A 24,609-nucleotide genomic window follows, 5' to 3' on the forward strand; every position below is an offset into this window, starting at 1 on the left:
AGCGGCTGAAAACCCTCTTCAGCCGCGAGGCAGACCGGGTAATAAAGTGTGAGCGCCGGGGACGTGCCCCGGCGCTTTTAACGTGGTGTAACCATAGCCCTGTTGCTTAATGCACCAGCATGCCGGTGAACCAATACGCCTGGGCGAGCGTGATCAGGCCAACGATGGTGGCGAAGAACAGGCTGTGCTTGAGGGTGAAGCGGAACAGGTCGGACTCTTTGCCCACCAGGCCGGTTGCCGCACAGGCGACGGCGATGGATTGTGGTGAGATCATTTTGCCGGTCACGCCACCGCTGGTGTTGGCGGCCACCATGAGGGTGTCGCTGACGCCGATCTGGTGCGCGGTGGTGGCTTGCAACGAGCTGAACAGGGCGTTCGACGAGGTGTCGGAGCCGGTCAGGAACACGCCCAGCCAGCCGAGGAACGGCGAGAAGAACGGGAACGCGGCGCCCGTACCGGCCAATACCAGGGCCATGGTGGAGGACATGCCCGAGTAGTTGGTCACGAAGGCAAAGGCCAGCACCATGCCGATGGACAGGATCGGCCAGCGCAGCTCGTAGAGGGTCTCTTTGAAAGTGGTCAGACCGGTTTTGATGTCGATTTTCAGGATCAGCATCGAGATCAGCGCCGAGAAGAAAATCGCGGTGCCGGTGGCTGAAATCGGGTCCAGTTTGAACACGGCGGCAATGGCGGTTGGCGCGTTGACGATCGGCGCGGTTTTGATCACCAGTTGATCAAGGTGCGGGATCGCAAAGTTGAACACCCAGCCGTACATCGAACCGCCCGGCGAGAACAGGGCCTTGAAGGGTTTTAGGGTCCAGATGGTGACCAGCACAGTCAGGATCAGGAACGGCGACCAGGCCTTGAGAATTTGCATCAGGCTGTAAGGCGAAACCATCAGGTTGTTTGGTTTGCCGAAGCCGCCTGCGCTGGCGGTAACAACAACGTCAGAGCTCACGCCCGGAATCTGCGCGCCGGCGGTGCGTTTTGGCTGCCAGATTTTCAGGAACAGGGTAAGGCTGATCAGGCTGGCCAGTGCCGAGGTGATGTCCGGCAGTTCTGGGCCAATGTAGTTGGAGGTGAAGTACTGGGTGACGGCGAAGCTCAAGCCGGCCACCAGTGCTGCCGGCCAGGTTTCACGCACGCCGCGCAGGCCGTCCATCATGAAGACCAGCCAGAACGGTACGAACAGCGACAGCAGCGGCAGTTGGCGACCGGCCATGGCGCCGATCTTGAACGCGTCGATGCCCGTTACCTGGCCTGCCACGATAATCGGAATGCCGAGGGCGCCGAAGGCCACCGGGGCGGTGTTGGCGATCAGGCACAGGCCAGCGGCGTACAGTGGGTTGAAGCCCAGGCCTACGAGCAGGGCGGCGGTAATCGCTACCGGAGCACCGAAACCGGCTGCGCCTTCCAGGAACGCACCGAAGCAGAAGCCGATCAGCAGCACTTGCAGACGCTGGTCATCGGTAATCGACAGGACGGAGCTGCGGATGATTTCGAACTGGCCGCTTTTAACGGTCAGTTTGTAGAGGAACACCGCGGCAACGATGATCCAGGCAATCGGCCAGAGGCCATAAGCAAATCCATAACCTGCGGCGGCAATCGCCATGTCGACCGGCATCTGGAAGGCGAAGATCGCCACCAGAATCGACAAGGCAAGAGTAATGCTGCCAGCCACGTGCCCTTTGAGACGGAACACAGCCAAGGCCAGGAAGAAAAACACAATCGGGATAACGGCCGCGAGTGCGGACAAGCCGAGGCTGCCGAGCGGGCTGTAAAGCTGTTGCCAGGTTTGCATATGGGGTGGCCCCTAATTGTTATTGGTCGATGCTGCTGACTGCATTTGGGTAATTGGTAATACCAATTTACAATCGCTGTGGGCTAGGTTAAAAGCCTTGTATGGCGTGTGTCAATTTGCCGCTACTTAATCTTTAGTCGCGCTGTTCGTAGTCAGGGCAACTGATGGGGTAAAAGGCGGTTTTTCTGATAGGTGTTTGGCGAGCGCCAATCGGCGAGAATAGAGGGCCCGGCGCGTGGTCGGGTGCGTGGAGAGCAGTTATGGGGTTTGGTCAAATCCGTCAGCGCCGTTTGTCGGACGATATTGTCGAGCAGCTTGAGGGCATGATCCTTGAGGGCACGTTGAAGGCCGGTGAGCGCTTACCGGCCGAGCGTGCGCTGGCGGAGCAGTTTGGGGTGTCGCGCCCGTCGTTGCGTGAAGCGATTCAAAAGTTGGTGGCCAAAGGCTTGCTGATCAGCCGCCAGGGCGGTGGCAACTATGTGGCGACGTCGCTGGGCTCGACCTTCAGTGACCCGTTGCTGCAATTGCTCGAAAGCAACCCGGAGGCGCAGCGCGATTTGCTGGAGTTTCGCCATACCCTGGAGGCGTCTTGCGCGTATTACGCGGCATTGCGTGCGACCGAGATGGACCGTGAGCGACTGCGGTTTGCTTTTGAGCGGTTGCAAGATTGCTATACGCGGGTGGATGAGGTGAGCCGGGCCGAGGAAGGGGAGGCCGATGCCAACTTCCACCTGGCGATTGCCGAGGCGAGCCACAACGCGGTGTTGTTGCACACGATTCGCGGGTTATTCGATTTGCTCAAACGCAATGTGGTGACCAACATTGGCGGCATGTACAAGCAGCGCAGCGAAACGCGCGACATGCTGATTGATCAGCACCGCGAGTTGTATCTGGCGATTGTGGAGGGTCGGGCTGAGGATGCGCGGGGCGTTGCGAGCCGCCATCTCATGTACGTGCAGGAAGTGTTGGAGGAAGTACGTCAGGAAGTTCAGCGCGTGGCGCGGGCAGAGCGACGTAATGGGTTGTGAACTGCTCTGTGGGAGCGGGCTTGCTCGCGATAGGATCAATGCGGTGTGCTAGAGACACCGCGTTGTCTGAATCGCGAGCAAGCCCGCTCCCACAGAATGTACGCCAACAGCCAGCAACAGGACTTAGTCGTCCTTGCCCTTGTTGCGCACCGCGCGTTGCAGCTCGCGATCAGAGTCGCGCTCACGCTCGGTATGGCGCTTGTCGTATTCCTTCTTGCCTTTACCCAGGGCAATTTCGCACTTGATCAAGTGCTTGCTCCAGTAAAGCGAGAGGCAGACGCACGCGTAACCCTTTTGCTGCACAGCAGCGGCCAGCTTTTCAAGCTCGCGCTTGTTAAGCAGCAGTTTGCGGCTGCGCACCGGGTCGGCGATAACGTGCGTGCTGGCGGTCGTCAGCGGCGAGATGTGGCTGCCGAGCAACCAGGCTTCACCGTCTTTGAGGAGCACGTAGCTGTCGACCAGCTGTGCCTTGCCTGCACGCAGACTTTTTACTTCCCAGCCGGCCAGGACCAGACCAGCCTCGAACCGATGTTCGATGAAGTAATCGTGTCGCGCTTTTTTATTCTGCGCGATGGTCCCTGTGGGGTGCTTCTTCTGTTTAGCCATAGGGGCGGCATTATAGGCAGTTGCGAGCAAGTCGGCTACGGTCAACCTGTGTGCTTGAGCACGTAGTTTGATTCCCGGACAATACACGCTCATTTTTGAGTGCTTGGGCGTAATTTTCTTACCTCGCGTATCATGCTGCCCTTGTTCGTCCTGATTGTTTTCTTGATGCGCTTATGCGGCGCCACTTGGCACCCTGAGGGTGTTTGCCGCCCAGCTGTGGAATTAACGCTGACATGACTACCCATATCCAACGTTCCGCCTTGCTGCCGTATCCGGCGCAGGCTTTGTATGACCTGGTTAACGACGTGGCGCGTTATCCGGAGTTTTTGCCGTGGTGTTCATCGGCCGAGATTATCGAAAGCACCGAGTCGCTGATGCGCGCCAGTCTGGGCGTGGCCAAAGGCGGCTTGAGCCAGCACTTTGTAACGCGCAACACGTTGACGCCGGGGCAGTCGATTGAGATGAACCTGGAAGAAGGCCCGTTCACCAAGCTGCACGGTCTCTGGGTGTTCAAACCGTTGGGCGAGAAGGCCTGCAAAATCAGCCTGGACATGACCTTTGATTACGCCGGCGCAATCGTTAAGGCGACCTTGGGGCCCCTGTTTAATCAGGCGGCCAATACCTTGGTCGATGCGTTTTGCCAGCGCGCCAAGCAGTTGTATGGCTGAGTCTGTGATAGCGATTGAAGTGGTTTACGCGGCGGTAGAGCGTCAGCAATTGTTGGCGTTGACGGTGCCCGAGGGCACAACGTTGCGCGCGGCGGTGCTGGCGTCAGGGATTGGCCGGGCGTTTCCTGAGCTGGACCTGGAGCATTGCCCTGTGGGGATCTTTGGCAAGCAGGTCATGGACCCGAAGGTGCGCGTGGTGCAGGCCGGTGAGCGGATCGAGATTTACCGACCGCTGTTGGCTGACCCCAAAGAGATCCGCCGTCAGCGTGCTGCCAAAGCGGCCGAGGCCAAGCGATTGAGCGGGCTGTAAGTCGATTTTTTAGCAGGCAACAAAAAGCCCGGCATGCCGGGCTTTTTTGCAACGCGCGATTATTGGTCGCGGGTGTCCAGCGGTGTAGGCGTCGGGACGGGTACAGTTTTAACGCCGTCGACGTCTTTCTGGATTTGATCAAGCAACGAGCCCGGTTTGGCCGGCACTTCGCTCTTCTCGGCAGGTTCTGGTGCCGGATCCGTCGGTGAGATCACCTCGGTCGACCCTTCTTTGCCCAGAATCGCTTCGTCGCGGCTCACGCCCGGCTTGAAATCGCCTGACAGGCTGACGAGCTGATCGTTCTGGTTGAAGAACACACTGATGCGTTCTTGTTGGCGTTCACCGCCGCCGGGCTGCAGGCTATATAAATAATCCCAGCGATCAGGGTGGAATGTATCGGTCAGCAGGGCGTTACCCATAATAAACTTCACTTGCCGACGGGTCATTCCCGGGCGCAACTGGTTTATCATGTCCTGCGTGACGACATTGCCCTGTTGGATGTCGATTTTGTAAACCCCGGGGAATGAACAACCGGCGAGTGCGAGCAGTCCCACAAAGGTGAAACTGGTTAGCAAGAGCTTGGTGTTTTGCATCGGTGGGCGACTTCCACTATCTTGGCTGGGACAACGTAAACGCCGATCATACCCGTATTAAGAGAAGCTGCGAAGCCGCTTCCGCGAGAAAGCTAACCATGGTTGAAAATAGCGAACTACGTAAGGCCGGACTTAAGGTGACTCTGCCGCGAGTCAAAATTCTACAAATGCTGGACTCTGCTGATCAGCGTCACATGAGCGCCGAGGATGTTTACAAGGCACTGATGAACGCGGGCGAGGACGTCGGTCTGGCCACGGTTTACCGTGTGTTGACCCAGTTTGAGTCAGCAGGGCTGGTGATCCGCCACAATTTTGATGGTGGTCATGCGGTCTTTGAACTGGCTGATGCCGACGGTGGCCACCACGACCATATGGTCAACGTGGACACCAGTGAAGTGATTGAGTTTTTCGACGAAGAGATCGAAAAGCTGCAGCACGCCATTGCCACTAAACATGGCTTTGAGTTGGTGGATCACAACCTGGTGCTGTACGTACGCAAGTCAGGTAAATAAGCATGTCGCGCGAATTTCGGTTCGCGAAACGATCGAAGGCGACCTCTGAGTCGCCTTCGTGCTGTCTGAAATGTAATTTTTTGTGACCGTTCGTCGCTAAGCGGCCAAATTCTTCGCAGTGACGACCATTTTCTTGGCATGAGCCAACGATTCTTTGGTCAGGTCGATGCCGCCGAGCATGCGCGCCACTTCTTCTACGCGCTCTTTTTTGCTCAATTTGGAGACGGCGGTACGGGTTGTCTCGCATTCGCGCACTTTGTGCACAAATAGATGTTGATGGCACTGCGCTGCCACTTGCGGCAGGTGGGTGACTGTCAGCACTTGGCCGCGCTCGCCCAAGCGGCGCAATAGCTGGCCCACGATCTCGGCGGTCGGGCCGCCGATGCCCACGTCCACTTCGTCGAATACCAAGGTGGGGACGCGTGAGGTCTGTGCGGTGATGACCTGGATGGCCAGGCTGATACGCGACAGTTCGCCGCCCGACGCCACTTTGGCCAGCGCCTTGAGGGGTTGCCCCGGGTTGGCGCTGACCAGTAGCTCTACGTGTTCAAGGCCGTGAGGCATGGGGTCGCTGCTGCTCATTGGGCGCAGTTCGATCACAAAGCGCCCGCCCGGCATACCCAAGCGCTGGATTTCTTCTTCTACCGCGCTGCCCAAGCGGGTGGCGGCATGGCTTCGCAGGTCGCTCAGTTCACGTGCGCACTCTTGATAGTGGCGTGCGTAAGACGCTAGCTCATGGGTCAAGCGCTCGATGTTTTCATCGTTGGCGTTCAGGGTTTCGAGTTCATCGAGCAGGCGTTGCTGCAGAGCGGCGACCTCGGTTGGCTGCACGCGGTGTTTGCGCGCCAGCGTGTAAATGGTGTCGAGCCGTTCTTCGAGGTACTGCAGGCGACCGGGGTCGGCATCAAAGTGGTCGATGAAGCGGTTGAGTTCGCCTACGGCTTCTTCGACCTGGATTTGCGCGCTGGCCAGCAGGTCGGTGGCTTCGTTCAATGAGCCGGTATTGTTATGAATGCTCGCCAGACGGTTCAGGCTGACGGTCAGGGCGTTGAGCACGTTGCCGGAGTCGTTTTCGCTGCACTGCTCAACAACCTGCCGGCAAATGGTCAGCAAGGTTTCGGCGTTGGTCAGGTTTTTGTGTTCCTGCTCCAGTTCTTCCAGCTCGTGTTCACCGAGCGACAAGGTTTCGAGTTCCTCGATCTGGTAGCTCAGTAGTTGATGGCGTGCGCGCTGTTCATCACCCGAGTTGGACAGGTGTTCCAGCTCCTGGCGGGTCTGGCGCCAGCGTTGTGCGGCAAGTTGCACCTGACGGGCGAGGTCGGTGGCGCCTGCGTATTCGTCGAGCAGGCGGCGGTGGGTGTCGGGCTTGAGCAGCGACTGGTGTTCATGCTGGCTGTGGATGTCGATCAGCAGCTCGCCCAGAGCCTTGAGGTCGCCTTGGGGGCATGGCGTGCCATTGATGTAGCCGCGCGAGCGACCTTCGGCGGTGATGACGCGGCGCAAGATGCACGGGCCATCACACTCAAGGTCGCGCTCGGCCAGCCAGGCACGTGCTTCGGGAATGTCCTGCAGGTCGAAGGTGGCCAGAATGTCGGCTTTTTCAGCGCCGGGGCGAACCACCCCGTTGTCTGCGCGGTCACCTAATGTCAGGCCCAGTGCATCGAGCATGATCGATTTACCTGCGCCGGTCTCACCAGTGATTACACTCATACCGCGATCCAGCTCTAGATCGAGATGTTCAACGATGGCGTAGTTATGTACGGACAGGTGCACCAGCATGGGAGCGGCTCCAAAACGTAATGTCTGGTTATTTATACAGTGTTTTGTTTCGTGCTGACAATGGCTGTGCTTAGTTCTATTTGCTTGGCATTGAGGCTTTTTTAGGCTGTTTTGTATGGGCGGGTGGGGTGCGCCGAGGCGTTAAAAGGCAATTGTTAGTGCTTTTTGGCTCTTGAACCTGAAAATTGCGACCCCATATACCGAGGCAGAAGCGCGAGTCGAGCTCGCGGACGAAGTTTGAAAGGAGAAATCTATGGCAGACGAACAGACTATGGATACGCAGAACCAAGACGCTAATCAGGCTGCTGATGTTGCAGGCGTAGATCTGGTGGCACGTGTGCAGGAGCTCGAAGAGCAACTGGCGGCAGCTAACGATCAAGCTTTGCGAGTGGCTGCTGATGTGCAGAACGTTCGCCGTCGTGCCGAACAGGACGTTGAAAAAGCACACAAATTTGCATTGGAAAAGTTTGCTGGCGACCTGTTGCCGGTGATCGACAGTCTGGAACGCGGCCTTGAGCTGTCCAGTCCGGATGACGAAAGCATTCGCCCGATGCGTGAAGGGATCGAGCTGACGCTGAAAATGTTCCAGGACACCCTGAAGCGTTATCACCTGGAGGCGATCGATCCGCACGGCGAACCCTTCAATGCCGAGCACCATCAGGCAATGGCCATGCAGGAAAGCGCTGACCTGGAGCCAAACAGTGTGCTCAAGGTGTTTCAAAAAGGGTATCAGCTCAATGGTCGCTTACTGCGCCCGGCTATGGTCGTAGTCAGCAAGGCGCCAGCGCCGGTTTCGCCATCGATTGACGAGCAGGCTTGAAATCGGCCGCAAGGCCCCCATTTAGATGTCATGCGTTTAGAAATGCCGTAGTTGGTCATTACTGCTACGGCAAAAAAATTCAAATTTAGGGAGAGTGAAGATGGGCAAAATTATTGGTATCGACCTCGGGACCACCAACTCGTGCGTGTCGGTTCTGGAAAACGGTAAAGCAAAAGTTATCGAAAACGCTGAAGGCGCGCGTACTACGCCGTCGATCATTGCGTACGCCAACGATGGCGAAATTCTGGTTGGCCAGTCGGCAAAGCGTCAGGCAGTGACCAATCCGCATAACACCCTGTACGCGGTGAAGCGTCTGATCGGTCGTCGTTTTGACGAAGAAGTTGTACAGAAAGACATTCAGATGGTCCCTTACAAAATCGTCAAGGCTGACAATGGCGATGCGTGGGTTGAAGTGAACGGCCAGAAAATGGCTCCGCCACAAATCTCGGCTGAAATTCTGAAGAAAATGAAGAAAACCGCCGAAGACTACCTCGGCGAAGCAGTGACTGAAGCGGTTATTACCGTGCCTGCTTACTTCAACGACAGCCAGCGCCAGGCTACTAAAGACGCCGGCCGTATCGCGGGTCTGGACGTAAAACGTATCATCAACGAACCAACCGCAGCTGCTCTGGCTTACGGTATGGACAAAGCGAAAGGCGACCACACTGTCATCGTTTATGACTTGGGTGGCGGTACTTTTGACGTGTCGGTGATCGAAATTGCTGAAGTTGATGGCGAGCACCAGTTTGAAGTGTTGGCGACCAACGGTGACACGTTCCTGGGTGGTGAAGACTTTGACATTCGTCTGATCGACTACTTGGTTGACGAGTTCAAGAAAGAAACCGGCATGAACCTTAAAGGTGACCCGCTGGCGATGCAGCGTCTGAAAGAAGCTGCAGAAAAAGCAAAAATCGAGCTGTCTTCGAGCCAGTCGACTGACGTGAACCTGCCGTACATCACTGCAGACGCGACCGGTCCTAAGCACTTGAACGTGAAAATTTCGCGCGCCAAGCTGGAATCGCTGGTTGAAGACCTGGTTCAACGCACCATCGAACCTTGCCGCATTGCTCTGAAAGACGCTGGTATCGACGTTGGCGCGATCAACGACGTGATCCTGGTCGGTGGTCAGACCCGTATGCCACTGGTTCAGAAGCTGGTAACTGAGTTCTTCGGTAAAGAAGCACGTAAAGACGTGAACCCGGACGAAGCTGTTGCCATGGGTGCTGCTATCCAGGGTGCGGTATTGGCCGGTGACGTTAAAGACGTTCTGCTGCTGGACGTAAGCCCGCTGACGCTGGGTATCGAAACCATGGGTGGCGTGATGACTGCTCTGATCGAGAAAAACACCACGATTCCTACCAAGAAATCGCAAGTGTTCTCGACGGCTGACGACAACCAGGGCGCTGTGACCATTCACGTGCTGCAAGGTGAGCGTAAACAAGCGGCTCAGAACAAGTCGTTGGGCAAGTTCGACCTGGCTGACATTCCACCCGCTCCACGTGGCGTGCCTCAGATCGAAGTGACCTTCGACATCGACGCTAACGGTATCTTGAACGTGAGCGCGAAAGACAAGGCGACTGGCAAGTCCCAGTCCATCGTGATCAAGGCGAACTCGGGTCTGTCCGAGGACGAAATTGCTCAGATGGTCCGTGACGCTGAAGTCAACGCTGAAGAAGACCGTAAGTTCGAAGAGCTGGCAGCTGCACGTAACCAGGGCGACGCACTGGTTCACTCGACTCGTAAAATGATCGTCGATGCTGGCGATAAAGTGACCGAGGAAGAGAAAACTGCAATCGAAGCTGCAGTAGTCGCATTGGAAGCCGCTGTTAAAGGCGACGACAAAGCCGCTATCGAAGCCAAGGTTGAAGAGCTGTCCAAGGTGTCTGCTCCAGTCGCACAGAAAATGTACGCTGAGCAAGCGAACCCGGCAGACGCAGCGGCCAAGCCAGCTGATTCGGCTGAAAAAGCGGACGACGTTGTCGACGCTGAGTTCGAAGAAGTTAAAGACAACAAGTAATAAGCTTGTTGGTCGGCCGGTTAACCGTGCATAAGCGGTGACTGGTAGGATGTCGCCGCGCGGGAGCTTGCTCCCGCGTTGGCGTGTCTGGAGCAAGGGAATTTTTACAGCATGCGACAAGCTCGGATGCTGGCGGTTGAGGCAGGGACTTCTTTGTGTTTCTGCCCGAGGTAACCGCTCCTGTCGGCCAATGCATTGGCTGTTAATCAGAAACCAATATCGTTGAAAAGACGTGAGTTGAGCCTTGTACGTTCAGGCTCAGCGGGTTTGGTGAGGCTCGGGAGGGTTCTTCCAAACGTCCTTGAGAGTGCAAAGAATTATGGCAAAGCGCGACTATTACGAAGTATTGGGTGTCGAACGGACCACCACTGTGGTCGAGCTGAAAAAAGCTTATCGTCGTCTCGCAATGAAACACCACCCGGACCGTAACCCGGGTGACAAGGCCTCTGAAGAGCTGTTTAAAGAGGCTAACGAAGCGTATGAAGTGCTGTCCGATACCAGCAAGCGTGCTGCTTATGACCAATACGGTCATGCGGGTGTTGATCCGCAAATGGGTGGCGGCGGTGCAGGGTTTGGCGGTCAGAACTTCTCCGATATTTTCGGCGATGTGTTCAGTGATTTCTTTGGCGGTGGCCGTGGCGGCTCCCGGGGCGGCGCGCAGCGTGGTAGCGATTTGCGCTATACGCTGGAGCTGAACCTGGAAGAAGCGGTGCGCGGGACTACGGTCAATATTCGTGTGCCGACGCTGGTCAACTGCAAGCCATGTGACGGTTCGGGCGCGAAGAAGGGTTCATCGCCTGTGACCTGTACGACCTGTGGCGGTATTGGCCAGGTGCGCATGCAGCAGGGTTTCTTCTCTGTGCAGCAGACCTGCCCGCGTTGCCATGGTCAGGGCAAGATCATTTCCGACCCGTGCGAAAGCTGCAATGGCGACGGTCGCGTAGAGGAATACAAAACCCTGTCCGTGAAAGTGCCTGCGGGTGTTGATACGGGTGACCGTATCCGTCTGTCGGGTGAAGGCGAGGCGGGTGTGCAGGGTGGCCCGGCGGGTGACCTGTATGTGGTGATCGAGGTGCGTGAGCACGCGATTTTCCAGCGCGATGGTAAGCATCTGTTCTGCGAAGTGCCTATCAGCTTTGCTGATGCGGCGCTGGGTGCAGAGCTGGAAGTGCCGACGCTGGATGGTCGGGTCAAGCTCAAAGTGCCTGAAGGGACACAAACCGGTAAGCAATTCCGTCTACGCGGCAAGGGTGTATCCCCGGTGCGTGGTGGTGGCGTTGGCGACTTGATGTGCCGCGTCGTGGTCGAGACCCCGGTGAAGTTGAGCCGTCGTCAGCGCGAGCTGATGGAAGAGTTCCGCTCGACACTGGAAGGCGACAGCTGCCATTCGCCAAACGCGACCGGTTGGTTCGAAGGCGTGAAGCGCTTCTTCGGCGACTTATAAGGAGCGGGGCATGCGACGTATAGCTGTGATGGGCGCTGCCGGGCGCATGGGCAAAACCCTGATTGACGCGGTTCAACAGCGCTCGCCGGTGTGCGGGCTGACGGCGGCGGTTGTTCGTCCGGGCAGTTCGCTGGTGGGTGCTGATGCAGGTGAGTTGGTGTCGCTCGGGCGGATTGGCGTGCCGTTGTCTGCAAGCCTTGAAGACGTGGCAGATGAGTTCGATGTGTTGATCGATTTCACCCTGCCTGAGGTGATGCTCGGCAATCTGGCGTTCTGCCGTCAGGCGGGCAAGGCCATGGTCATTGGCACCACGGGCTTGAATGCTGCGCAAAAGCAGTTGCTGGTTGACGCTGCCAAAGACATCCCGGTGGTCTTTGCTTCGAATTTCAGTGTCGGCGTTAATTTGTCGTTCAAGCTGCTGGATATCGCAGCGCGGGTGATGGGGGATGATGCGGACATTGAGATCATCGAAGCGCACCACCGTCACAAAGTCGACGCGCCGTCGGGCACGGCCATGCGCATGGGTGAAGTGATTGCCGATGCGCTGGGGCGTGATCTGCAGAAGGTTGCTGTTTATGGTCGTGAGGGCCATACCGGTGCGCGTGAGCACGAGACGATCGGTTTTGCGACCGTTCGTGGCGGTGATGTGGTGGGTGACCATACGGTGCTGTTTGCGGCCGAGGGTGAGCGTTTGGAAATCACCCACAAGGCATCCAGCCGTATGACCTTCGCCAAGGGCGCCGTTCGCGCTGCTCAGTGGCTCGACGGGCGCGAGCCCGGCCTGTACGACATGCAGGATGTACTCGACCTGCGTTGAGTCATCTTTGTAAAATCGGGCTGTTGCAGCCGCAACAGCCCGATTTTTAACCGCTAAGCGATGATCTGTCGCATTCCTCTGCCTTTTGGGCTCTTTTAGCGGTAGACCAAAAAAGCCTTTTTCTGTAAGCTACAGCTTTAGTGTGTCCACTAAAAGCGCGCAGATAATTCGATGAAGAAGCGGGGTGACGTGTCCATACGTCACTCCGCTTTTTTACAACCTGCGATCGCCCTTTCAGGCTTTATTTACGGGAGGTCTTCTTGACTAAGCAAGCCATACTCGCCCTCGCTGATGGCAGCATTTTTCGCGGCGAAGCCATTGGGGCCGACGGTCAGACCGTTGGTGAGGTGGTGTTTAACACCGCAATGACTGGCTACCAGGAGATCCTGACGGATCCTTCCTACGCTCAGCAAATCGTGACCCTGACTTACCCGCATGTTGGCAATACCGGCACTACACCGGAAGATGCCGAGTCTGATCGTGTTTGGTCCGCAGGTTTGGTAATCCGTGATCTGCCGCTGGTTGCAAGCAACTGGCGTAACACAATGTCGCTGTCTGATTACCTGAAAGCCAACAATGTTGTGGCAATCGCCGGTATCGACACGCGCCGTCTGACCCGTATTTTGCGTGAGAAAGGCGCGCAAAACGGCTGCATCATGGCCGGTGACAACATTTCTGACGAAGCTGCGATTGCAGCGGCGCGCGGTTTCCCTGGCCTGAAAGGCATGGACCTGGCGAAAGTTGTCAGCACCGACAAAACCTACGAATGGCGTTCGAGCGTCTGGAACCTGGCAACTGACAGTCACCCGACTATCGAAGCCAGCGATCTGCCTTACCACGTAGTGGCTTATGACTACGGCGTAAAGTGGAACATCCTGCGCATGCTGGTTGAGCGTGGCTGCCGCGTCACTGTTGTACCGGCGCAAACGCCTGCCAGCGATGTGTTGGCGCTCAACCCGGATGGCGTGTTCCTGTCCAACGGCCCGGGTGACCCTGAGCCTTGCGACTACGCAATCACGGCTATTCAAGACGTGCTGAAGACAGAGATTCCAGTGTTCGGTATCTGCTTGGGCCACCAGCTGCTGGCACTGGCTTCCGGCGCCAAGACCGTGAAAATGGGCCATGGCCACCACGGCGCGAACCACCCGGTTCAAGACCTGGACACCGGTGTTGTAATGATCACCAGCCAAAACCACGGTTTTGCGGTTGATGAGGCGACCCTGCCTGCCAACGTGCGTGCCATCCACAAGTCGCTGTTCGACGGTACCCTGCAAGGTATCGAGCGTACCGACAAGAGCGCTTTCAGCTTCCAGGGTCACCCTGAAGCAAGCCCTGGCCCGAACGACGTTGCGCCGCTGTTCGATCGCTTCATCAATGAGATGGCCAAGCGCCGCTGATCAGTCCTTTGTAATGAGTAGCCCAAGGCGGCCCCGAAATCGGCGGCCCCTTGTGCGGCTCAGGAACCTGATTGACGGCTTGCCGACTGACCTGCGGATTTGAGTGACAAACCCATGCCAAAACGTACAGACATTAAAAGCATCCTGATTCTCGGCGCTGGCCCGATTGTTATCGGCCAGGCGTGCGAATTCGACTACTCCGGCGCCCAGGCCTGTAAGGCTCTACGTGAGGAGGGCTACCGCGTCATCCTGGTGAACTCTAACCCGGCCACCATCATGACCGACCCGGACATGGCCGATGCTACCTATATCGAGCCGATCAAGTGGCAAACGGTTGCCAAGATCATCGAAAAAGAGCGTCCAGACGCTCTGCTGCCCACCATGGGCGGCCAAACTGCTCTGAACTGCGCACTGGACCTGGAGCGCGAAGGCGTTCTGGAGAAGTTCGGCGTAGAAATGATCGGTGCCAACGCTGACACCATCGACAAGGCTGAAGACCGTTCGCGTTTCGACAAGGCCATGAAGTCCATCGGTCTGGATTGCCCGCGTTCCGGCATCGCTCACAGCATGGAAGAGGCCAACGCGGTTCTCGAAAAGCTGGGCTTCCCGTGCATTATTCGTCCGTCCTTCACCATGGGCGGCACCGGTGGCGGTATCGCTTACAACCGTGAAGAGTTCGAAGAGATCTGCTCTCGCGGTCTGGACCTGTCGCCAACCAAAGAGCTGCTGATCGACGAATCGCTGATCGGCTGGAAAGAGTACGAAATGGAGGTTGTCCGCGATAAGAAGGACAACTGCATCATCGTGTGCTCGATCGAAAACTTTGACCCGATGGGCGTGCACACCGGTGACTCGATCACCGTGGCTCCGGCACAAACCCTGACCGACAAAGAATACCAAATCATGCGTAACGCCTCGTTGGCGGTACTGCGTGAGATCGGCGTTGAAACCGGCGGTTCCAACGTTCAGTTCGGTATTTGCCCGAACACTGGCCGTATGGTCGTGATCGAGATGAACCCGCGTGTATCCCGCTCTTCGGCGCTGGCTTCCAAAGCCACTGGCTTCCCGATTGCGCGTATCGCCGCCAAGCTGGCGATCGGCTACACCCTGGACGAACTGCAAAACGAAATCACCGGCGGCGCAACCCCGGCGTCCTTCGAGCCGTCCATCGACTACGTTGTGACCAAGCTGCCACGCTTTGCTTTCGAGAAGTTCTCTAAAGCCGATGCGCGCCTGACCACGCAAATGAAGTCCGTGGGTGAAGTGATGGCCATCGGCCGTACTTTCCAGGAGTCGTTGCAAAAAGCCCTTCGCGGTCTGGAAGTGGGCGTTAGCGGTCTTGATCCAAAGCTGGACTTGAGCAACCCGGAAAGCATGGCTGTGCTCAAGCGCGAGCTGACGGTGCCGGGCGCCGAGCGTATCTGGTACGTTGCTGACGCGTTCCGTGCGGGCATGACGGTCGAAGACATTTTCGGCATGAACATGATCGACCCTTGGTTCCTGGTGCAGATCGAAGATCTGATCAAGGACGAAGAAAAGATCAAGACCATGGGTCTGTCTGCGATCGATCGCGACACCATGTACCGCCTCAAGCGCAAAGGCTTCTCCGATGCACGTCTGGCTGTATTGCTGGGTGTGACCGAGAAGAACCTGCGTCGTCACCGTCACAAGCTGGAAGTGTTCCCGGTTTACAAGCGTGTTGACACCTGCGCGGCCGAGTTCGCCACTGACACCGCTTACATGTATTCGACCTATGAGGAAGAGTGCGAAGCCAACCCGTCGGACCGTGACAAGATCATGATCCTGGGTGGCGGTCCTAACCGTATTGGTCAGGGTATCGAGTTCGACTACTGCTGCGTTCACGCGGCGCTGGCGTTGCGTGCCGATGGTTACGAAACCATCATGGTTAACTGCAACCCGGAAACAGTTTCGACCGACTACGACACCTCGGATCGTCTGTACTTCGAATCCGTGACCCTCGAAGACGTGCTGGAAATCGTGCGTGTCGAGAAGCCTAAGGGCGTGATCGTTCAGTACGGCGGCCAAACTCCGCTGAAACTGGCACGTGCGCTGGAAGAAGCCGGCGTGCCGATCATCGGTACCAGCCCTGACGCCATCGACCGTGCAGAAGACCGTGAGCGCTTCCAGCAAATGGTTGAGCGCCTGAACCTGCGTCAGCCGCCAAACGCCACTGTGCGCAGCGAAGACGAAGCGATTCGTGCTGCCGGCAAGATCGGTTACCCGCTGGTTGTTCGTCCGTCCTACGTGTTGGGCGGTCGTGCGATGGAAATCGTTTACGAAGAAGAAGAGCTCAAGCGTTACCTGCGCGATGCGGTGAAAGTGTCCAACGACAGCCCGGTGCTGCTGGACCACTTCCTCAACTGCGCAATCGAAATGGACGTTGATGCGGTCTGCGACGGCACTGACGTTGTGATCGGCGCGATCATGCAGCACATCGAACAGGCTGGCGTTCACTCCGGTGACTCTGCTTGCTCGCTGCCGCCGTACTCGCTGCCGCTGCACATCCAGGACGAGATGCGTGAGCAGGTCAAGAAAATGGCGCTGGAGCTGGGCGTAGTTGGCCTGATGAACGTGCAATTGGCCCTGCAAGGCGAAGACATCTACGTGATCGAAGTGAACCCGCGTGCATCGCGTACCGTTCCTTTCGTGTCCAAGTGCATCGGTGTCTCCCTGGCAATGATCGCTGCACGCGTGATGGCCGGTAAGACCCTGAAAGAAATCGGCTTCACTAAAGAAATCATTCCTGACTTCTACAGTGTGAAAGAGGCGGTCTTCCCGTTCGCCAAGTTCCCTGGGGTTGACCCGATCCTCGGCCCAGAGATGAAGTCCACCGGTGAAGTGATGGGCGTGGGCGACACCTTCGGTGAGGCCTTTGCCAAGGCGCAAATGGGCGCGAGCGAAGTGCTGCCGACTGGCGGTACTGCGTTTATCAGCGTGCGTGACGACGACAAGCCACTGGTGGCTGCTGTTGCACGTGATCTGATCGACCTCGGCTTTGAAATCGTGTCGACGGTGGGTACTGCCAAGTTCATCGAAGCCGCCGGCTTGAAAGTGCGTCGCGTGAACAAGGTGACTGAAGGCCGCCCTCACGTTGTCGACATGATCAAAAACGACGAAGTGACGTTGATCATCAACACCACTGAAGGTCGTCAGTCGATTGCTGACTCTTACTCCATCCGCCGCAACGCTCTGCAGCACAAGATTTACTGCACCACGACTATTGCTGCTGGCGCGGCGATCTGTGAAGCGCTTAAATTCGGTCCTGAAAAAACCGTACGTCGCTTGCAGGATCTACACGCAGGATTGAAGGCATGATCAAATACCCAATGACGGTCCAGGGCGCGAAAGCCCTGGAAGAAGAGCACACTCATCTGACCAAGGTTGTTCGGCCCAAGCTGAGCCAGGATATCGGCACGGCGCGTGAGCTGGGTGACCTCAAGGAAAACGCTGAATACCATGCTGCTCGTGAGCAGCAGGGTATGGTTGAGGCGCGTATTCGTGATATCGAAGGCCGCATGCAGAACGCGGTCATCATTGATGTCACGACTATTCCTCACACCGGCAAAGTGATTTTCGGCACCACGGTTGAGATCGCGAACGTTGAAACTGACGAATCCGTGACGTATCAGATCGTGGGCGAGGATGAGGCTGACATTAAGCTCGGAAAAATCTCTGTGGGTTCGCCCATTGCTCGCGCCTTGATTGCCAAGGAAGAGGGTGACGTAGTCGCGGTGAAAACACCGAGTGGCGTCATTGAGTACGAGATTGTCGAAGTGCGTCATATCTAAGTAACAGCGCCCGCTTCGTGCGGGCGTTCTGCTTTGGCCGTCAGCCCGGATGTTGCGGGTTGGCAGCTGGCAGGTGCAGTACAACGAATTTGTACGATGCTGGTCACAACCGATTGGCATCGCTGATGCACAAGGCGCTCGTCAGTACGCGTTATAGCGTTTTGAGGGTGGCTGTCGGCGGGAAATGTTGCGTTGGGCGGATCTGATTGCCTGATGCATTGCGCGGGCAGTTTTGCTATTGGCAAGCAAGAGTGTCAGGGCGCGCCAGGCGCACCCTTGACTCCTGTCGGCATCACTTGAAGCGATGGATGTTCGACAGGTTCTTGTTAACATTGACGTTCTTGCGGTACAGAAGCGCCATTTTGCCGATAATCTGTACCAGTTCCGCTTTGCCGGCCTTGCAGAGTTCTGCAATGGCTTCCAGGCGAGACTCGCGGTCCAGGATGTTGACTTTGATTTTAATCAACTCGTGATCGCCCAATGCGCGTTCGAGTTCGGCTAAAACACCTTCAGTCAAACCATTATCAGCCACAGTCAATACTGGTTTCAGATGGTGGCCAATGGATTTGTACTGTTTCTTCTGCTCTTGAGTGAGCGGCATAATCTGACCCCTGTGTCTGATCTTGTAAAAAGCGGCGGCCAGTTTACCCGAGCGAGTCCGGGACCGCCCAGTTAATCACGACCCGTTTATATTTTTGAGGTGCCCCGTGGCCCGTTCCAAGACTAGCCTTAACTGGCTGAAAGAGCATTTCAACGACCCATACGTCAAAATGGCGCAAAAGGATGGGTACCGCTCGCGTGCAAGTTACAAGCTGCTGGAGATCCAGGAGCGTGACCGTTTGATCCGTCCGGGCATGACCGTAATTGACCTGGGCGCGGCCCCGGGTGGCTGGTCGCAGGTGACCAGTCGTCTGATTGGTGGCCAAGGGCGTTTGATCGCTTCCGACATTCTGGACATGGACAGCATCCCGGACGTGACCTTCATTAAAGGTGACTTTACTGAGGACGCCGTCCTGGCCCAGATTCTCGAAGCCGTCGGAAATACACAGGTAGACCTTGTGATTTCAGATATGGCCCCCAATATGAGTGGATTGGCCGCCGTAGATATGCCGCGTGCAATGTTCCTTTGCGAATTGGCACTGGATCTTGCCGGGCGTGTACTGCGTCCAGGTGGTGATTTCTTGATCAAGGTCTTCCAGGGTGAGGGCTTCGACCAATACCACAAAGACATCCGCAAACTTTTTGATAAAGTGCAGATGCGCAAGCCGACGTCGTCACGAGACCGGTCTCGCGAGCAGTATTTATTGGGGCGCGGCTTCCGCGGCATCGAAGGTTCGGCCAGCGATGAGCGTCTCTAACTGAAGTGATAGCTTTTTTTGTATCGCTTTACAGAACTGACATAACGAATATTGTGTAGGCAAGTTTCACAAAGGGTTACAGACGGAGCCTGCAAGGGTTGTAGGCAATGTAGTAAGTTATGCCGGTGAATATCATGCGAAGCACGCTTCAATAGCGGGGCTTGCTTCAGAGGGTAGCTAATTGAACGATATGGCAAAGAATCTGATCCTGTGGTTGATCATCGCAGCTGTCCTGGTGACGGTGATGAACAACTTCTCCAGTCCAAACGAGCCACAAACCCTCAACTATTCCGACTTCATCCAGCAAGTTAAGGATGGCAAAGTCGAGCGCGTTGCCGTGGATGGCTACGTGATCACCGGCAAACGCAGTGATGGCGATACCTTCAAAACCATTCGTCCTGCCATTCAGGACAACGGTTTGATCGGTGATCTGGTTGATAACCATGTGACCGTAGAAGGCAAACTGCCTGAGCAGCAAAGCATCTGGACTCAATTGCTGGTAGCGAGCTTCCCGATTCTGGTGATCATCGCGGTCTTCATGTTCTTCATGCGTCAAATGCAGGGCGGTGCCGGCGGTAAAGGCGGCCCGATGAGCTTTGGCAAGAGTAAGGCGCGTCTGTTATCTGAAGACCAGGTCAAAACGACTCTGGCTGACGTAGCAGGTTGCGACGAAGCGAAAGAAGAAGTGGGCGAGCTGGTTGAGTTCCTCCGTGATCCGGGCAAGTTCCAGCGCCTGGGTGGCAAAATTCCTCGCGGCGTGCTGATGGTTGGCCCGCCAGGTACCGGTAAAACCTTGCTCGCCAAGGCGATTGCTGGCGAAGCCAAAGTACCGTTCTTCACGATTTCTGGTTCTGACTTCGTTGAAATGTTCGTGGGTGTCGGTGCAAGCCGCGTTCGCGACATGTTTGAACAAGCTAAAAAGCATGCACCTTGCATCATCTTCATCGACGAAATCGACGCTGTCGGTCGTCACCGTGGCGCCGGTATGGGCGGCGGTCATGATGAGCGTGAGCAGACCCTCAACCAGTTGCTGGTTGAGATGGACGGCTTTGAAATGAATGACGGCATCATTGTGATTGCTGCAACCAACCGCCCTGATGTACTCGACCCTGCGCTGCTGCGTCCAGGCCGTTTTGACCGTCAGGTGGTGGTGGGCTTGCCGGACATCCGTGGTCGTGAGCAGATCCTTAAAGTGCACATGCGTAAAGTGCCGGTGGGTGATGACGTTCAGCCGGGTGTGATTGCACGGGGTACGCCAGGGTTCTCGGGTGCAGACCTCGCGAACTTGGTGAACGAGGCTTCCTTGTTCGCTGCGCGTACCGGTAAACGCATTGTTGAAATGAAAGAGTTCGAGCTGGCCAAAGACAAAATCATGATGGGCGCCGAGCGCAAATCGATGGTGATGTCGGATAAAGAGAAGCGCAACACGGCGTATCACGAAGCGGGCCACGCTATCGTCGGTCGTGTGGTGCCAGAGCATGACCCGGTTTACAAAGTGTCGATCATTCCGCGTGGTCGTGCGTTGGGCGTGACAATGTTCTTGCCGGAAGAGGATCGTTACAGCCTCTCCAAGCGTGCTTTGATCAGCCAGATCTGCTCGCTCTACGGCGGTCGTATTGCTGAAGAAATGACCTTGGGCTTTGACGGTGTTACCACCGGCGCCTCCAACGACATCATGCGTGCGAGCCAGATTGCGCGGAACATGGTGACCAAGTGGGGCTTGTCCGAGAAGCTGGGTCCGTTGATGTACGCCGAGGATGACGAGTCATACCTGGGGCGTGGCGGTGGTGGTCAGGGTGCGAGCGTTTCGGGCGAGACCGCCAAGCTGATTGACTCTGAAGTGCGCAGCATCATTGATGAGTGCTATGGCACGGCCAAGCAGATCCTCACGGACAACCGTGACAAGCTTGAAGCCATGGCTGATGCACTGATGAAGTACGAGACGATTGATGCTGATCAGATCGACGACATCATGGCGGGACGTACTCCGCGCGAGCCGCGTGATTGGGATGACAGCGGTAAGGGCACTCCGACTCCGCCGCCGACGCTGGACAAGACCGATCGTCCAGAAGCGCCTATCGGCGGTCCTGCAGCTGATCACTAAGGCTTGAAATGACTTCTGTTCAGTCCCTGACCCGGTTGCCTTGCGGCAACCGGGTTCTTGATTTAGCCCGTACGCATGTTATGGGTATTCTCAACGTTACCCCTGATTCCTTTTCTGACGGTGGTCGCTTTGCGCCGGCGGATTCGGCTGTGCGCCATGCAGAGTCGATGGTGCTGGCGGGCGCAACCCTGATTGATGTAGGAGGGGAGTCGACGCGTCCGGGTGCCCGTGTAGTCCTGGCACAGGAAGAGCTTGATCGGGTAGCCCCTGTGGTTGAGCGCATCAGTCGTGAACTGGATGTGATTATCTCGGTCGATACCTCCACGCCAATCGTCATGACGGAAGTTGCGCGCCTCGGTGCGGGGCTTATCAATGATGTTCGCTCGTTACGTCGTGAAGGTGCCTTGCAGGCTGCTGCAGCTACAGGTTTGCCGGTGTGCTTGATGCACATGTTGGGCGAGCCGGGCGATATGCAGGATAATCCGCATTACACGGATCTGGTGGGTGAGGTCTCGGCGTTTCTGCTGGAGCGTACCCGGCAATGCGTTGCGGCCGGTATTGCGCCAGAGCGTATTGTGCTGGACCCAGGGTTTGGCTTTGCAAAAACACTGCAACATAACCTCAGCTTGTTCAAGCATATGGAGGCCCTGCATGCGTTGGGGCGGCCTTTGCTGGTGGGTGTGTCGCGTAAAAGTATGATTGGTCAGGCGTTGAATCGGCCTGTCACTGAGCGCTTGTCCGGCAGCCTTGCGCTGGCGGCACTTGCCGTGACCAAGGGCGCGCGTATTTTGCGTGTCCATGATGTGGCCGAAACGGTTGATGTGGTACGGATGATCGCAGCGGTAGAGTCCGCCGACTAAGAATGATGGAGCACTTATGACGAAGAAGTATTTTGGCACCGACGGTATTCGCGGTCGCGTCGGCGTTTATCCGATTACCCCGGACTTCATGCTCAAGTTGGGTTGGGCAGCGGGTATGGCGTTTCGTAGCATGGGTGCTTGCCGGATTCTGGTGGGCAAGGACACGCGTATTTCTGGTTACATGTTTGAATCGGCGCTGGAAGCGGGCCTGTCGGCTGCGGGGGCAGATGTCATGCTTCTGGGGCCAATGCCTACACCGGCCATTGCTTACCTCACGCGAACTTTTCATGCAGAAGCTGGCATCGTGATCAGTGCGTCGCACAACCCTCATGATGACAACGGCATCAAGTTCTTCTCGGGTGAGGGTACCAAGCTCCCCGATGAAGTTGAGCTGATGATCGAAGAGTTGCTCGACGCGCAGATGACGGTTGTGGATTCGGACAAGCTTGGCAAAGTGTCGCGTATCAATGATGCGTCCGGTCGTTATATCGAATTCTGCAAAAGCAGCGTGCCGACCAGTACCAACTTCAGCGGCCTGAAAGTGGTTCTCGACTGCGCGCACGGCGCGACCTATAAGGTTGCCCCTAGCGTGTTCAAAGAGCTGGGCGCCAACGTTACGGTGTTGTCGGCCCAGCCCAATGGTTTGAACATCAATGACAACTGCGGCTCGACGCATATGGAGTCGTTGCAGGCGGCTGTGCTGGCTGAAAAAGCAGACCTGGGTATCGCCTTCGACGGCGACGGTGACCGCGTGCTGATGGTGGATCACACGGGCGCCATTGTTGATGGTGACGAGTTGCTGTTCATCATTGCGCGAGACCTGCATGAGCGCGGCAAACTGCAGGGTGGTGTGGTTGGCACGCTGATGAGCAACCTGGGGCTTGAGCTGGCCTTGGCTGACCTGGGTATTCCATTTGTGCGTGCCGGTGTCGGTGACCGTTATGTGATTGCTGCACTGCAAGAGCGTGACTGGCAGATCGGCGGTGAAAACTCCGGGCATATCGTTTGCTTCCAGCACACCACAACCGGCGATGCGATTATTGCTGCGCTGCAAGTGTTGTTGGCGCTGCGTCGTCGTGGTGAAAGCCTCGCTCAAGCGCGTCAAGCGCTGCGCAAGTGTCCGCAAGTGCTGTTGAACGTACGTTTTAGCGGGGGCGTGAATCCTGTTGAGCACCCGGCTGTAAAAGAAGCGTGTGCACGTGTTACCAATGAAATGAAAGGCCGTGGCCGCGTGTTGCTGCGCAAGTCCGGCACTGAGCCTTTGGTGCGTGTGATGGTCGAAGGTGACGACGAAAACATGGTTCGCGGCTACGCAGAAGAGCTGACAAAGCTAGTAAGTGAAGTTTGTGCCTGATTTCGGCTTGCAAGCGTTGATTTGGTTGGGTAACATCTGCGCCCACTTTGACCGACGAGGTAAAGCATGCGTCGCACTATGGTAGCTGGTAACTGGAAGATGCACGGTACCCGCGCCAGCGTCGCTGAGCTGATCGATGGTCTGCGTAATCTGGACTTGCCGAGTGATGTTGAAATCGCGGTATTCCCGTCTGACTTGTTTATTGATCGTGTAATCAATGGCTTGGAAGACACGCCAATCTCGGTTGGTGCTCAGGATGCTGCGATAGACTCCAAGCAAGGTGCGCTGACTGGGGAGATATCTCCAAGCCAGTTGGTGGATGCGGGTTGTGAGCTGGTGTTGATAGGGCACTCTGAGCGACGCCTGATTTTAGGTGAGTCGGACGAGACGCTGAATCGCAAGTTTGCAGCTGCTCAAGCTTCTGGCTTAACGCCGGTGTTGTGCATAGGGGAAACCCTGGAGCAACGAGAAGCGGGGCAAACGCTTGATGTTGTAGAGCGTCAACTGAACGCTGTCATTGATGAGTTCGGTATTGATGTCTTTGCAAGCGCAGTGATTGCATACGAGCCGGTCTGGGCTATTGGTACCGGGCTGACTGCAACACCGCAGCAAGCGCAAGATGTGCATGCGGCCATTCGCGCACAGCTGGCGCAGAAGAATCCTGAGGTGGCACAAAGTGTGCGGCTTCTATACGGCGGCAGCGTGAAGGCGGCCAATGCGGTCGAACTGTTCAGCATGCCGGATATCGATGGGGGGCTCATTGGTGGGGCTTCCCTGAATGCAGATGAGTTCGGTGCGATTTGTCGCGCCGCGGGAAACTGAGAAAATGCTGGAAACAGTCGTAGTGGTTTTTCATCTGTTGGCTGCATTGGGTGTAATTACCCTGGTATTGCTGCAACAGGGTAAAGGTGCGGATGCTGGAGCATCTTTCGGAGCAGGTGCATCAAATACTGTGTTCGGAAGCCAAGGTTCCTCTACCTTTCTTAGTAAGTTTACTGCTATACTTGCCGCAGGTTTTTTCATAACCAGCTTGGGGTTAGGTTACTTTGCTAAAGAGAAAGCTCATGAGCTGACTCAAGTAGGTTTGCCAGACCCAGCAGTGTTGGAAGCACCAAAGCAAAAACCGGCTTCAGATGATGTGCCGGTGCTTAATGAGCAAAAGTCGGCTACTCCAGCGACTGACGTACCTCCAGCTCAAGAGCAAAAGTAAAACGGGTTTCATGATGTAACTGTAGTATTGCCGAGGTGGTGGAATTGGTAGACACGCAACCTTGAGGTGGTTGTGCCCATAGGGTGTAGGGGTTCGAGTCCCCTTCTCGGTACCAATTATCA

At 56.5% G+C, this 24,609-nt stretch carries 22 protein-coding genes and 1 tRNA gene; 18 read left to right on the forward strand and 5 right to left on the reverse strand.

Translation table 11 applies throughout. The annotated features are described in order from the left end of the window. Positions 1 to 106: 106 nt before the first annotated feature. Positions 107 to 1,801, reverse strand: coding sequence for a lactate permease LctP family transporter (locus AAEZ03_RS04970; RefSeq protein WP_048373229.1), 1,695 nt, complete (start codon positions 1,799 to 1,801; stop codon positions 107 to 109). 260 nt (positions 1,802 to 2,061) lie between these two features. On the opposite strand from AAEZ03_RS04970, the gene AAEZ03_RS04975 reads away from it, so the two are divergent. Then, positions 2,062 to 2,829 (forward strand): GntR family transcriptional regulator, encoded by a 768-nt coding sequence (locus AAEZ03_RS04975; protein ID WP_048373231.1) that lies wholly within the window; start codon positions 2,062 to 2,064, stop codon positions 2,827 to 2,829. Positions 2,830 to 2,952: 123 nt separating this feature from the next. Here the strand turns inward: AAEZ03_RS04975 and smpB are convergent, their stop codons facing one another. Next, the gene (smpB, locus tag AAEZ03_RS04980) at positions 2,953 to 3,435 is read right to left on the reverse strand and encodes an SsrA-binding protein SmpB (RefSeq protein ID WP_048373233.1); all 483 of its coding nucleotides are present in this window, start codon (positions 3,433 to 3,435) and stop codon (positions 2,953 to 2,955) included. 233 nt (positions 3,436 to 3,668) lie between these two features. Here smpB and AAEZ03_RS04985 point away from each other — a divergent pair, with 233 nt between their 5' ends. Together AAEZ03_RS04985 and AAEZ03_RS04990 are read left to right on the forward strand one after the other, a co-directional pair. Continuing rightward, a complete protein-coding gene (locus AAEZ03_RS04985; RefSeq protein ID WP_048373235.1) occupies positions 3,669 to 4,103 on the forward strand; it encodes a type II toxin-antitoxin system RatA family toxin in 435 nt (144 codons plus the stop codon). Then, the gene (locus AAEZ03_RS04990) at positions 4,096 to 4,413 is read left to right on the forward strand and encodes an RnfH family protein (RefSeq protein WP_350576645.1); all 318 of its coding nucleotides are present in this window, start codon (positions 4,096 to 4,098) and stop codon (positions 4,411 to 4,413) included. The genes AAEZ03_RS04985 and AAEZ03_RS04990 overlap by 8 nt, the downstream gene beginning before the upstream one ends. Positions 4,414 to 4,472: 59 nt before the next feature. Here the strand turns inward: AAEZ03_RS04990 and AAEZ03_RS04995 are convergent, their stop codons facing one another. Further along, entirely contained in the window at positions 4,473 to 5,006 is a 534-nt protein-coding gene (locus AAEZ03_RS04995) for an outer membrane protein assembly factor BamE (protein WP_048373239.1), read from the reverse strand. A gap of 98 nt (positions 5,007 to 5,104) precedes the next feature. Here AAEZ03_RS04995 and fur point away from each other — a divergent pair, with 98 nt between their 5' ends. Next, complete coding sequence (gene fur, locus AAEZ03_RS05000; RefSeq protein ID WP_048373240.1) at positions 5,105 to 5,518, forward strand: ferric iron uptake transcriptional regulator; 414 nt, start codon at positions 5,105 to 5,107, stop codon at positions 5,516 to 5,518. Positions 5,519 to 5,614: 96 nt separating this feature from the next. Here fur and recN read toward each other — a convergent pair whose 3' ends face one another. After that, complete coding sequence (gene recN, locus AAEZ03_RS05005; protein WP_350576649.1) at positions 5,615 to 7,297, reverse strand: DNA repair protein RecN; 1,683 nt, start codon at positions 7,295 to 7,297, stop codon at positions 5,615 to 5,617. Positions 7,298 to 7,550: 253 nt separating this feature from the next. On the opposite strand from recN, the gene grpE reads away from it, so the two are divergent. The 7 genes from grpE to greA all read left to right on the forward strand — a co-directional run bounded on the left by grpE (position 7,551) and on the right by greA (position 17,601). Next, positions 7,551 to 8,117, forward strand: coding sequence for a nucleotide exchange factor GrpE (gene grpE, locus AAEZ03_RS05010; RefSeq protein ID WP_048373243.1), 567 nt, complete (start codon positions 7,551 to 7,553; stop codon positions 8,115 to 8,117). 100 nt (positions 8,118 to 8,217) lie between these two features. Then, positions 8,218 to 10,134, forward strand: coding sequence for a molecular chaperone DnaK (gene dnaK, locus AAEZ03_RS05015; protein WP_048373245.1), 1,917 nt, complete (start codon positions 8,218 to 8,220; stop codon positions 10,132 to 10,134). Positions 10,135 to 10,453: 319 nt separating this feature from the next. Beyond that, complete coding sequence (dnaJ, locus tag AAEZ03_RS05020; protein ID WP_048373247.1) at positions 10,454 to 11,578, forward strand: molecular chaperone DnaJ; 1,125 nt, start codon at positions 10,454 to 10,456, stop codon at positions 11,576 to 11,578. 10 nt (positions 11,579 to 11,588) lie between these two features. Continuing rightward, positions 11,589 to 12,395, forward strand: a complete 807-nt coding sequence (dapB, locus tag AAEZ03_RS05025) for a 4-hydroxy-tetrahydrodipicolinate reductase (RefSeq protein WP_048373248.1) — start codon at positions 11,589 to 11,591, stop codon at positions 12,393 to 12,395. A gap of 260 nt (positions 12,396 to 12,655) precedes the next feature. Beyond that, positions 12,656 to 13,792, forward strand: coding sequence for a glutamine-hydrolyzing carbamoyl-phosphate synthase small subunit (carA, locus tag AAEZ03_RS05030; RefSeq protein WP_278940350.1), 1,137 nt, complete (start codon positions 12,656 to 12,658; stop codon positions 13,790 to 13,792). A gap of 114 nt (positions 13,793 to 13,906) precedes the next feature. Next, a complete protein-coding gene (gene carB / locus AAEZ03_RS05035) occupies positions 13,907 to 17,128 on the forward strand; it encodes a carbamoyl-phosphate synthase large subunit (protein ID WP_153433110.1) in 3,222 nt (1,073 codons plus the stop codon). Continuing rightward, positions 17,125 to 17,601: a transcription elongation factor GreA gene (gene greA, locus AAEZ03_RS05040; protein ID WP_048373254.1), complete on the forward strand. Its 477-nt coding sequence runs from the start codon at positions 17,125 to 17,127 to the stop codon at positions 17,599 to 17,601. Before carB ends, greA begins: the two co-directional genes overlap by 4 nt. A 292-nt stretch (positions 17,602 to 17,893) precedes the next feature. Here the strand turns inward: greA and yhbY are convergent, their stop codons facing one another. Beyond that, the gene (gene yhbY / locus AAEZ03_RS05045) at positions 17,894 to 18,202 is read right to left on the reverse strand and encodes a ribosome assembly RNA-binding protein YhbY (RefSeq protein ID WP_048373256.1); all 309 of its coding nucleotides are present in this window, start codon (positions 18,200 to 18,202) and stop codon (positions 17,894 to 17,896) included. A gap of 106 nt (positions 18,203 to 18,308) precedes the next feature. Between yhbY and rlmE the strand changes: the two genes are divergently transcribed. The 7 genes from rlmE (at position 18,309) to AAEZ03_RS05080 (ending at position 24,602) form a co-directional block, all read left to right on the forward strand. Beyond that, on the forward strand, positions 18,309 to 18,959 hold the full coding sequence (gene rlmE / locus AAEZ03_RS05050) for a 23S rRNA (uridine(2552)-2'-O)-methyltransferase RlmE (RefSeq protein ID WP_019410404.1): 651 nt from the start codon (positions 18,309 to 18,311) through the stop codon (positions 18,957 to 18,959). A gap of 190 nt (positions 18,960 to 19,149) precedes the next feature. Further along, complete coding sequence (gene ftsH, locus AAEZ03_RS05055) at positions 19,150 to 21,063, forward strand: ATP-dependent zinc metalloprotease FtsH (protein WP_278941714.1); 1,914 nt, start codon at positions 19,150 to 19,152, stop codon at positions 21,061 to 21,063. Between the two features lie 8 nt (positions 21,064 to 21,071). Continuing rightward, positions 21,072 to 21,923 (forward strand): dihydropteroate synthase, encoded by an 852-nt coding sequence (folP, locus tag AAEZ03_RS05060; RefSeq protein ID WP_278941711.1) that lies wholly within the window; start codon positions 21,072 to 21,074, stop codon positions 21,921 to 21,923. 16 nt (positions 21,924 to 21,939) lie between these two features. Beyond that, on the forward strand, positions 21,940 to 23,277 hold the full coding sequence (glmM, locus tag AAEZ03_RS05065) for a phosphoglucosamine mutase (RefSeq protein ID WP_278941710.1): 1,338 nt from the start codon (positions 21,940 to 21,942) through the stop codon (positions 23,275 to 23,277). A gap of 66 nt (positions 23,278 to 23,343) precedes the next feature. Further along, positions 23,344 to 24,099 (forward strand): triose-phosphate isomerase, encoded by a 756-nt coding sequence (tpiA, locus tag AAEZ03_RS05070; RefSeq protein WP_350576658.1) that lies wholly within the window; start codon positions 23,344 to 23,346, stop codon positions 24,097 to 24,099. 4 nt (positions 24,100 to 24,103) lie between these two features. Further along, the gene (gene secG, locus AAEZ03_RS05075; RefSeq protein WP_048373267.1) at positions 24,104 to 24,487 is read left to right on the forward strand and encodes a preprotein translocase subunit SecG; all 384 of its coding nucleotides are present in this window, start codon (positions 24,104 to 24,106) and stop codon (positions 24,485 to 24,487) included. A gap of 29 nt (positions 24,488 to 24,516) precedes the next feature. Beyond that, a tRNA-Leu gene (locus tag AAEZ03_RS05080) sits at positions 24,517 to 24,602 on the forward strand. The last annotated feature ends 7 nt before the right edge of the window (positions 24,603 to 24,609 follow it).

Source organism: Pseudomonas sp. HY2-MNA-CIBAN-0224, from assembly GCF_040310285.1.
In the GTDB taxonomy this organism is placed as follows: Bacteria; Pseudomonadota; Gammaproteobacteria; order Pseudomonadales; family Pseudomonadaceae; genus Aquipseudomonas; species Aquipseudomonas helleri.

Bases quoted from the DNA above. Each gene is read 5' to 3' on its own strand.
- folP (WP_278941711.1), top strand. From the start codon at position 21,072: ATGACTTCTGTTCAGTCCCTGACCCGGTTGCCTTGCGGCAACCGGGTT.
- dapB (WP_048373248.1), top strand. From the start codon at position 11,589: ATGCGACGTATAGCTGTGATGGGCGCTGCCGGGCGCATGGGCAAAACC.
- AAEZ03_RS04975 (WP_048373231.1), top strand. From the start codon at position 2,062: ATGGGGTTTGGTCAAATCCGTCAGCGCCGTTTGTCGGACGATATTGTC.
- dnaJ (WP_048373247.1), top strand. From the start codon at position 10,454: ATGGCAAAGCGCGACTATTACGAAGTATTGGGTGTCGAACGGACCACC.
- yhbY (WP_048373256.1), bottom strand. From the start codon at position 18,202: ATGCCGCTCACTCAAGAGCAGAAGAAACAGTACAAATCCATTGGCCAC.
- grpE (WP_048373243.1), top strand. From the start codon at position 7,551: ATGGCAGACGAACAGACTATGGATACGCAGAACCAAGACGCTAATCAG.
- dnaK (WP_048373245.1), top strand. From the start codon at position 8,218: ATGGGCAAAATTATTGGTATCGACCTCGGGACCACCAACTCGTGCGTG.
- fur (WP_048373240.1), top strand. From the start codon at position 5,105: ATGGTTGAAAATAGCGAACTACGTAAGGCCGGACTTAAGGTGACTCTG.
- secG (WP_048373267.1), top strand. From the start codon at position 24,104: ATGCTGGAAACAGTCGTAGTGGTTTTTCATCTGTTGGCTGCATTGGGT.
- AAEZ03_RS04985 (WP_048373235.1), top strand. From the start codon at position 3,669: ATGACTACCCATATCCAACGTTCCGCCTTGCTGCCGTATCCGGCGCAG.
- ftsH (WP_278941714.1), top strand. From the start codon at position 19,150: ATGGCAAAGAATCTGATCCTGTGGTTGATCATCGCAGCTGTCCTGGTG.
- smpB (WP_048373233.1), bottom strand. From the start codon at position 3,435: ATGGCTAAACAGAAGAAGCACCCCACAGGGACCATCGCGCAGAATAAA.
- greA (WP_048373254.1), top strand. From the start codon at position 17,125: ATGATCAAATACCCAATGACGGTCCAGGGCGCGAAAGCCCTGGAAGAA.
- carB (WP_153433110.1), top strand. From the start codon at position 13,907: ATGCCAAAACGTACAGACATTAAAAGCATCCTGATTCTCGGCGCTGGC.
- AAEZ03_RS04995 (WP_048373239.1), bottom strand. From the start codon at position 5,006: ATGCAAAACACCAAGCTCTTGCTAACCAGTTTCACCTTTGTGGGACTG.
- AAEZ03_RS04970 (WP_048373229.1), bottom strand. From the start codon at position 1,801: ATGCAAACCTGGCAACAGCTTTACAGCCCGCTCGGCAGCCTCGGCTTG.
- AAEZ03_RS04990 (WP_350576645.1), top strand. From the start codon at position 4,096: ATGGCTGAGTCTGTGATAGCGATTGAAGTGGTTTACGCGGCGGTAGAG.
- tpiA (WP_350576658.1), top strand. From the start codon at position 23,344: ATGCGTCGCACTATGGTAGCTGGTAACTGGAAGATGCACGGTACCCGC.
- glmM (WP_278941710.1), top strand. From the start codon at position 21,940: ATGACGAAGAAGTATTTTGGCACCGACGGTATTCGCGGTCGCGTCGGC.
- recN (WP_350576649.1), bottom strand. From the start codon at position 7,297: ATGCTGGTGCACCTGTCCGTACATAACTACGCCATCGTTGAACATCTC.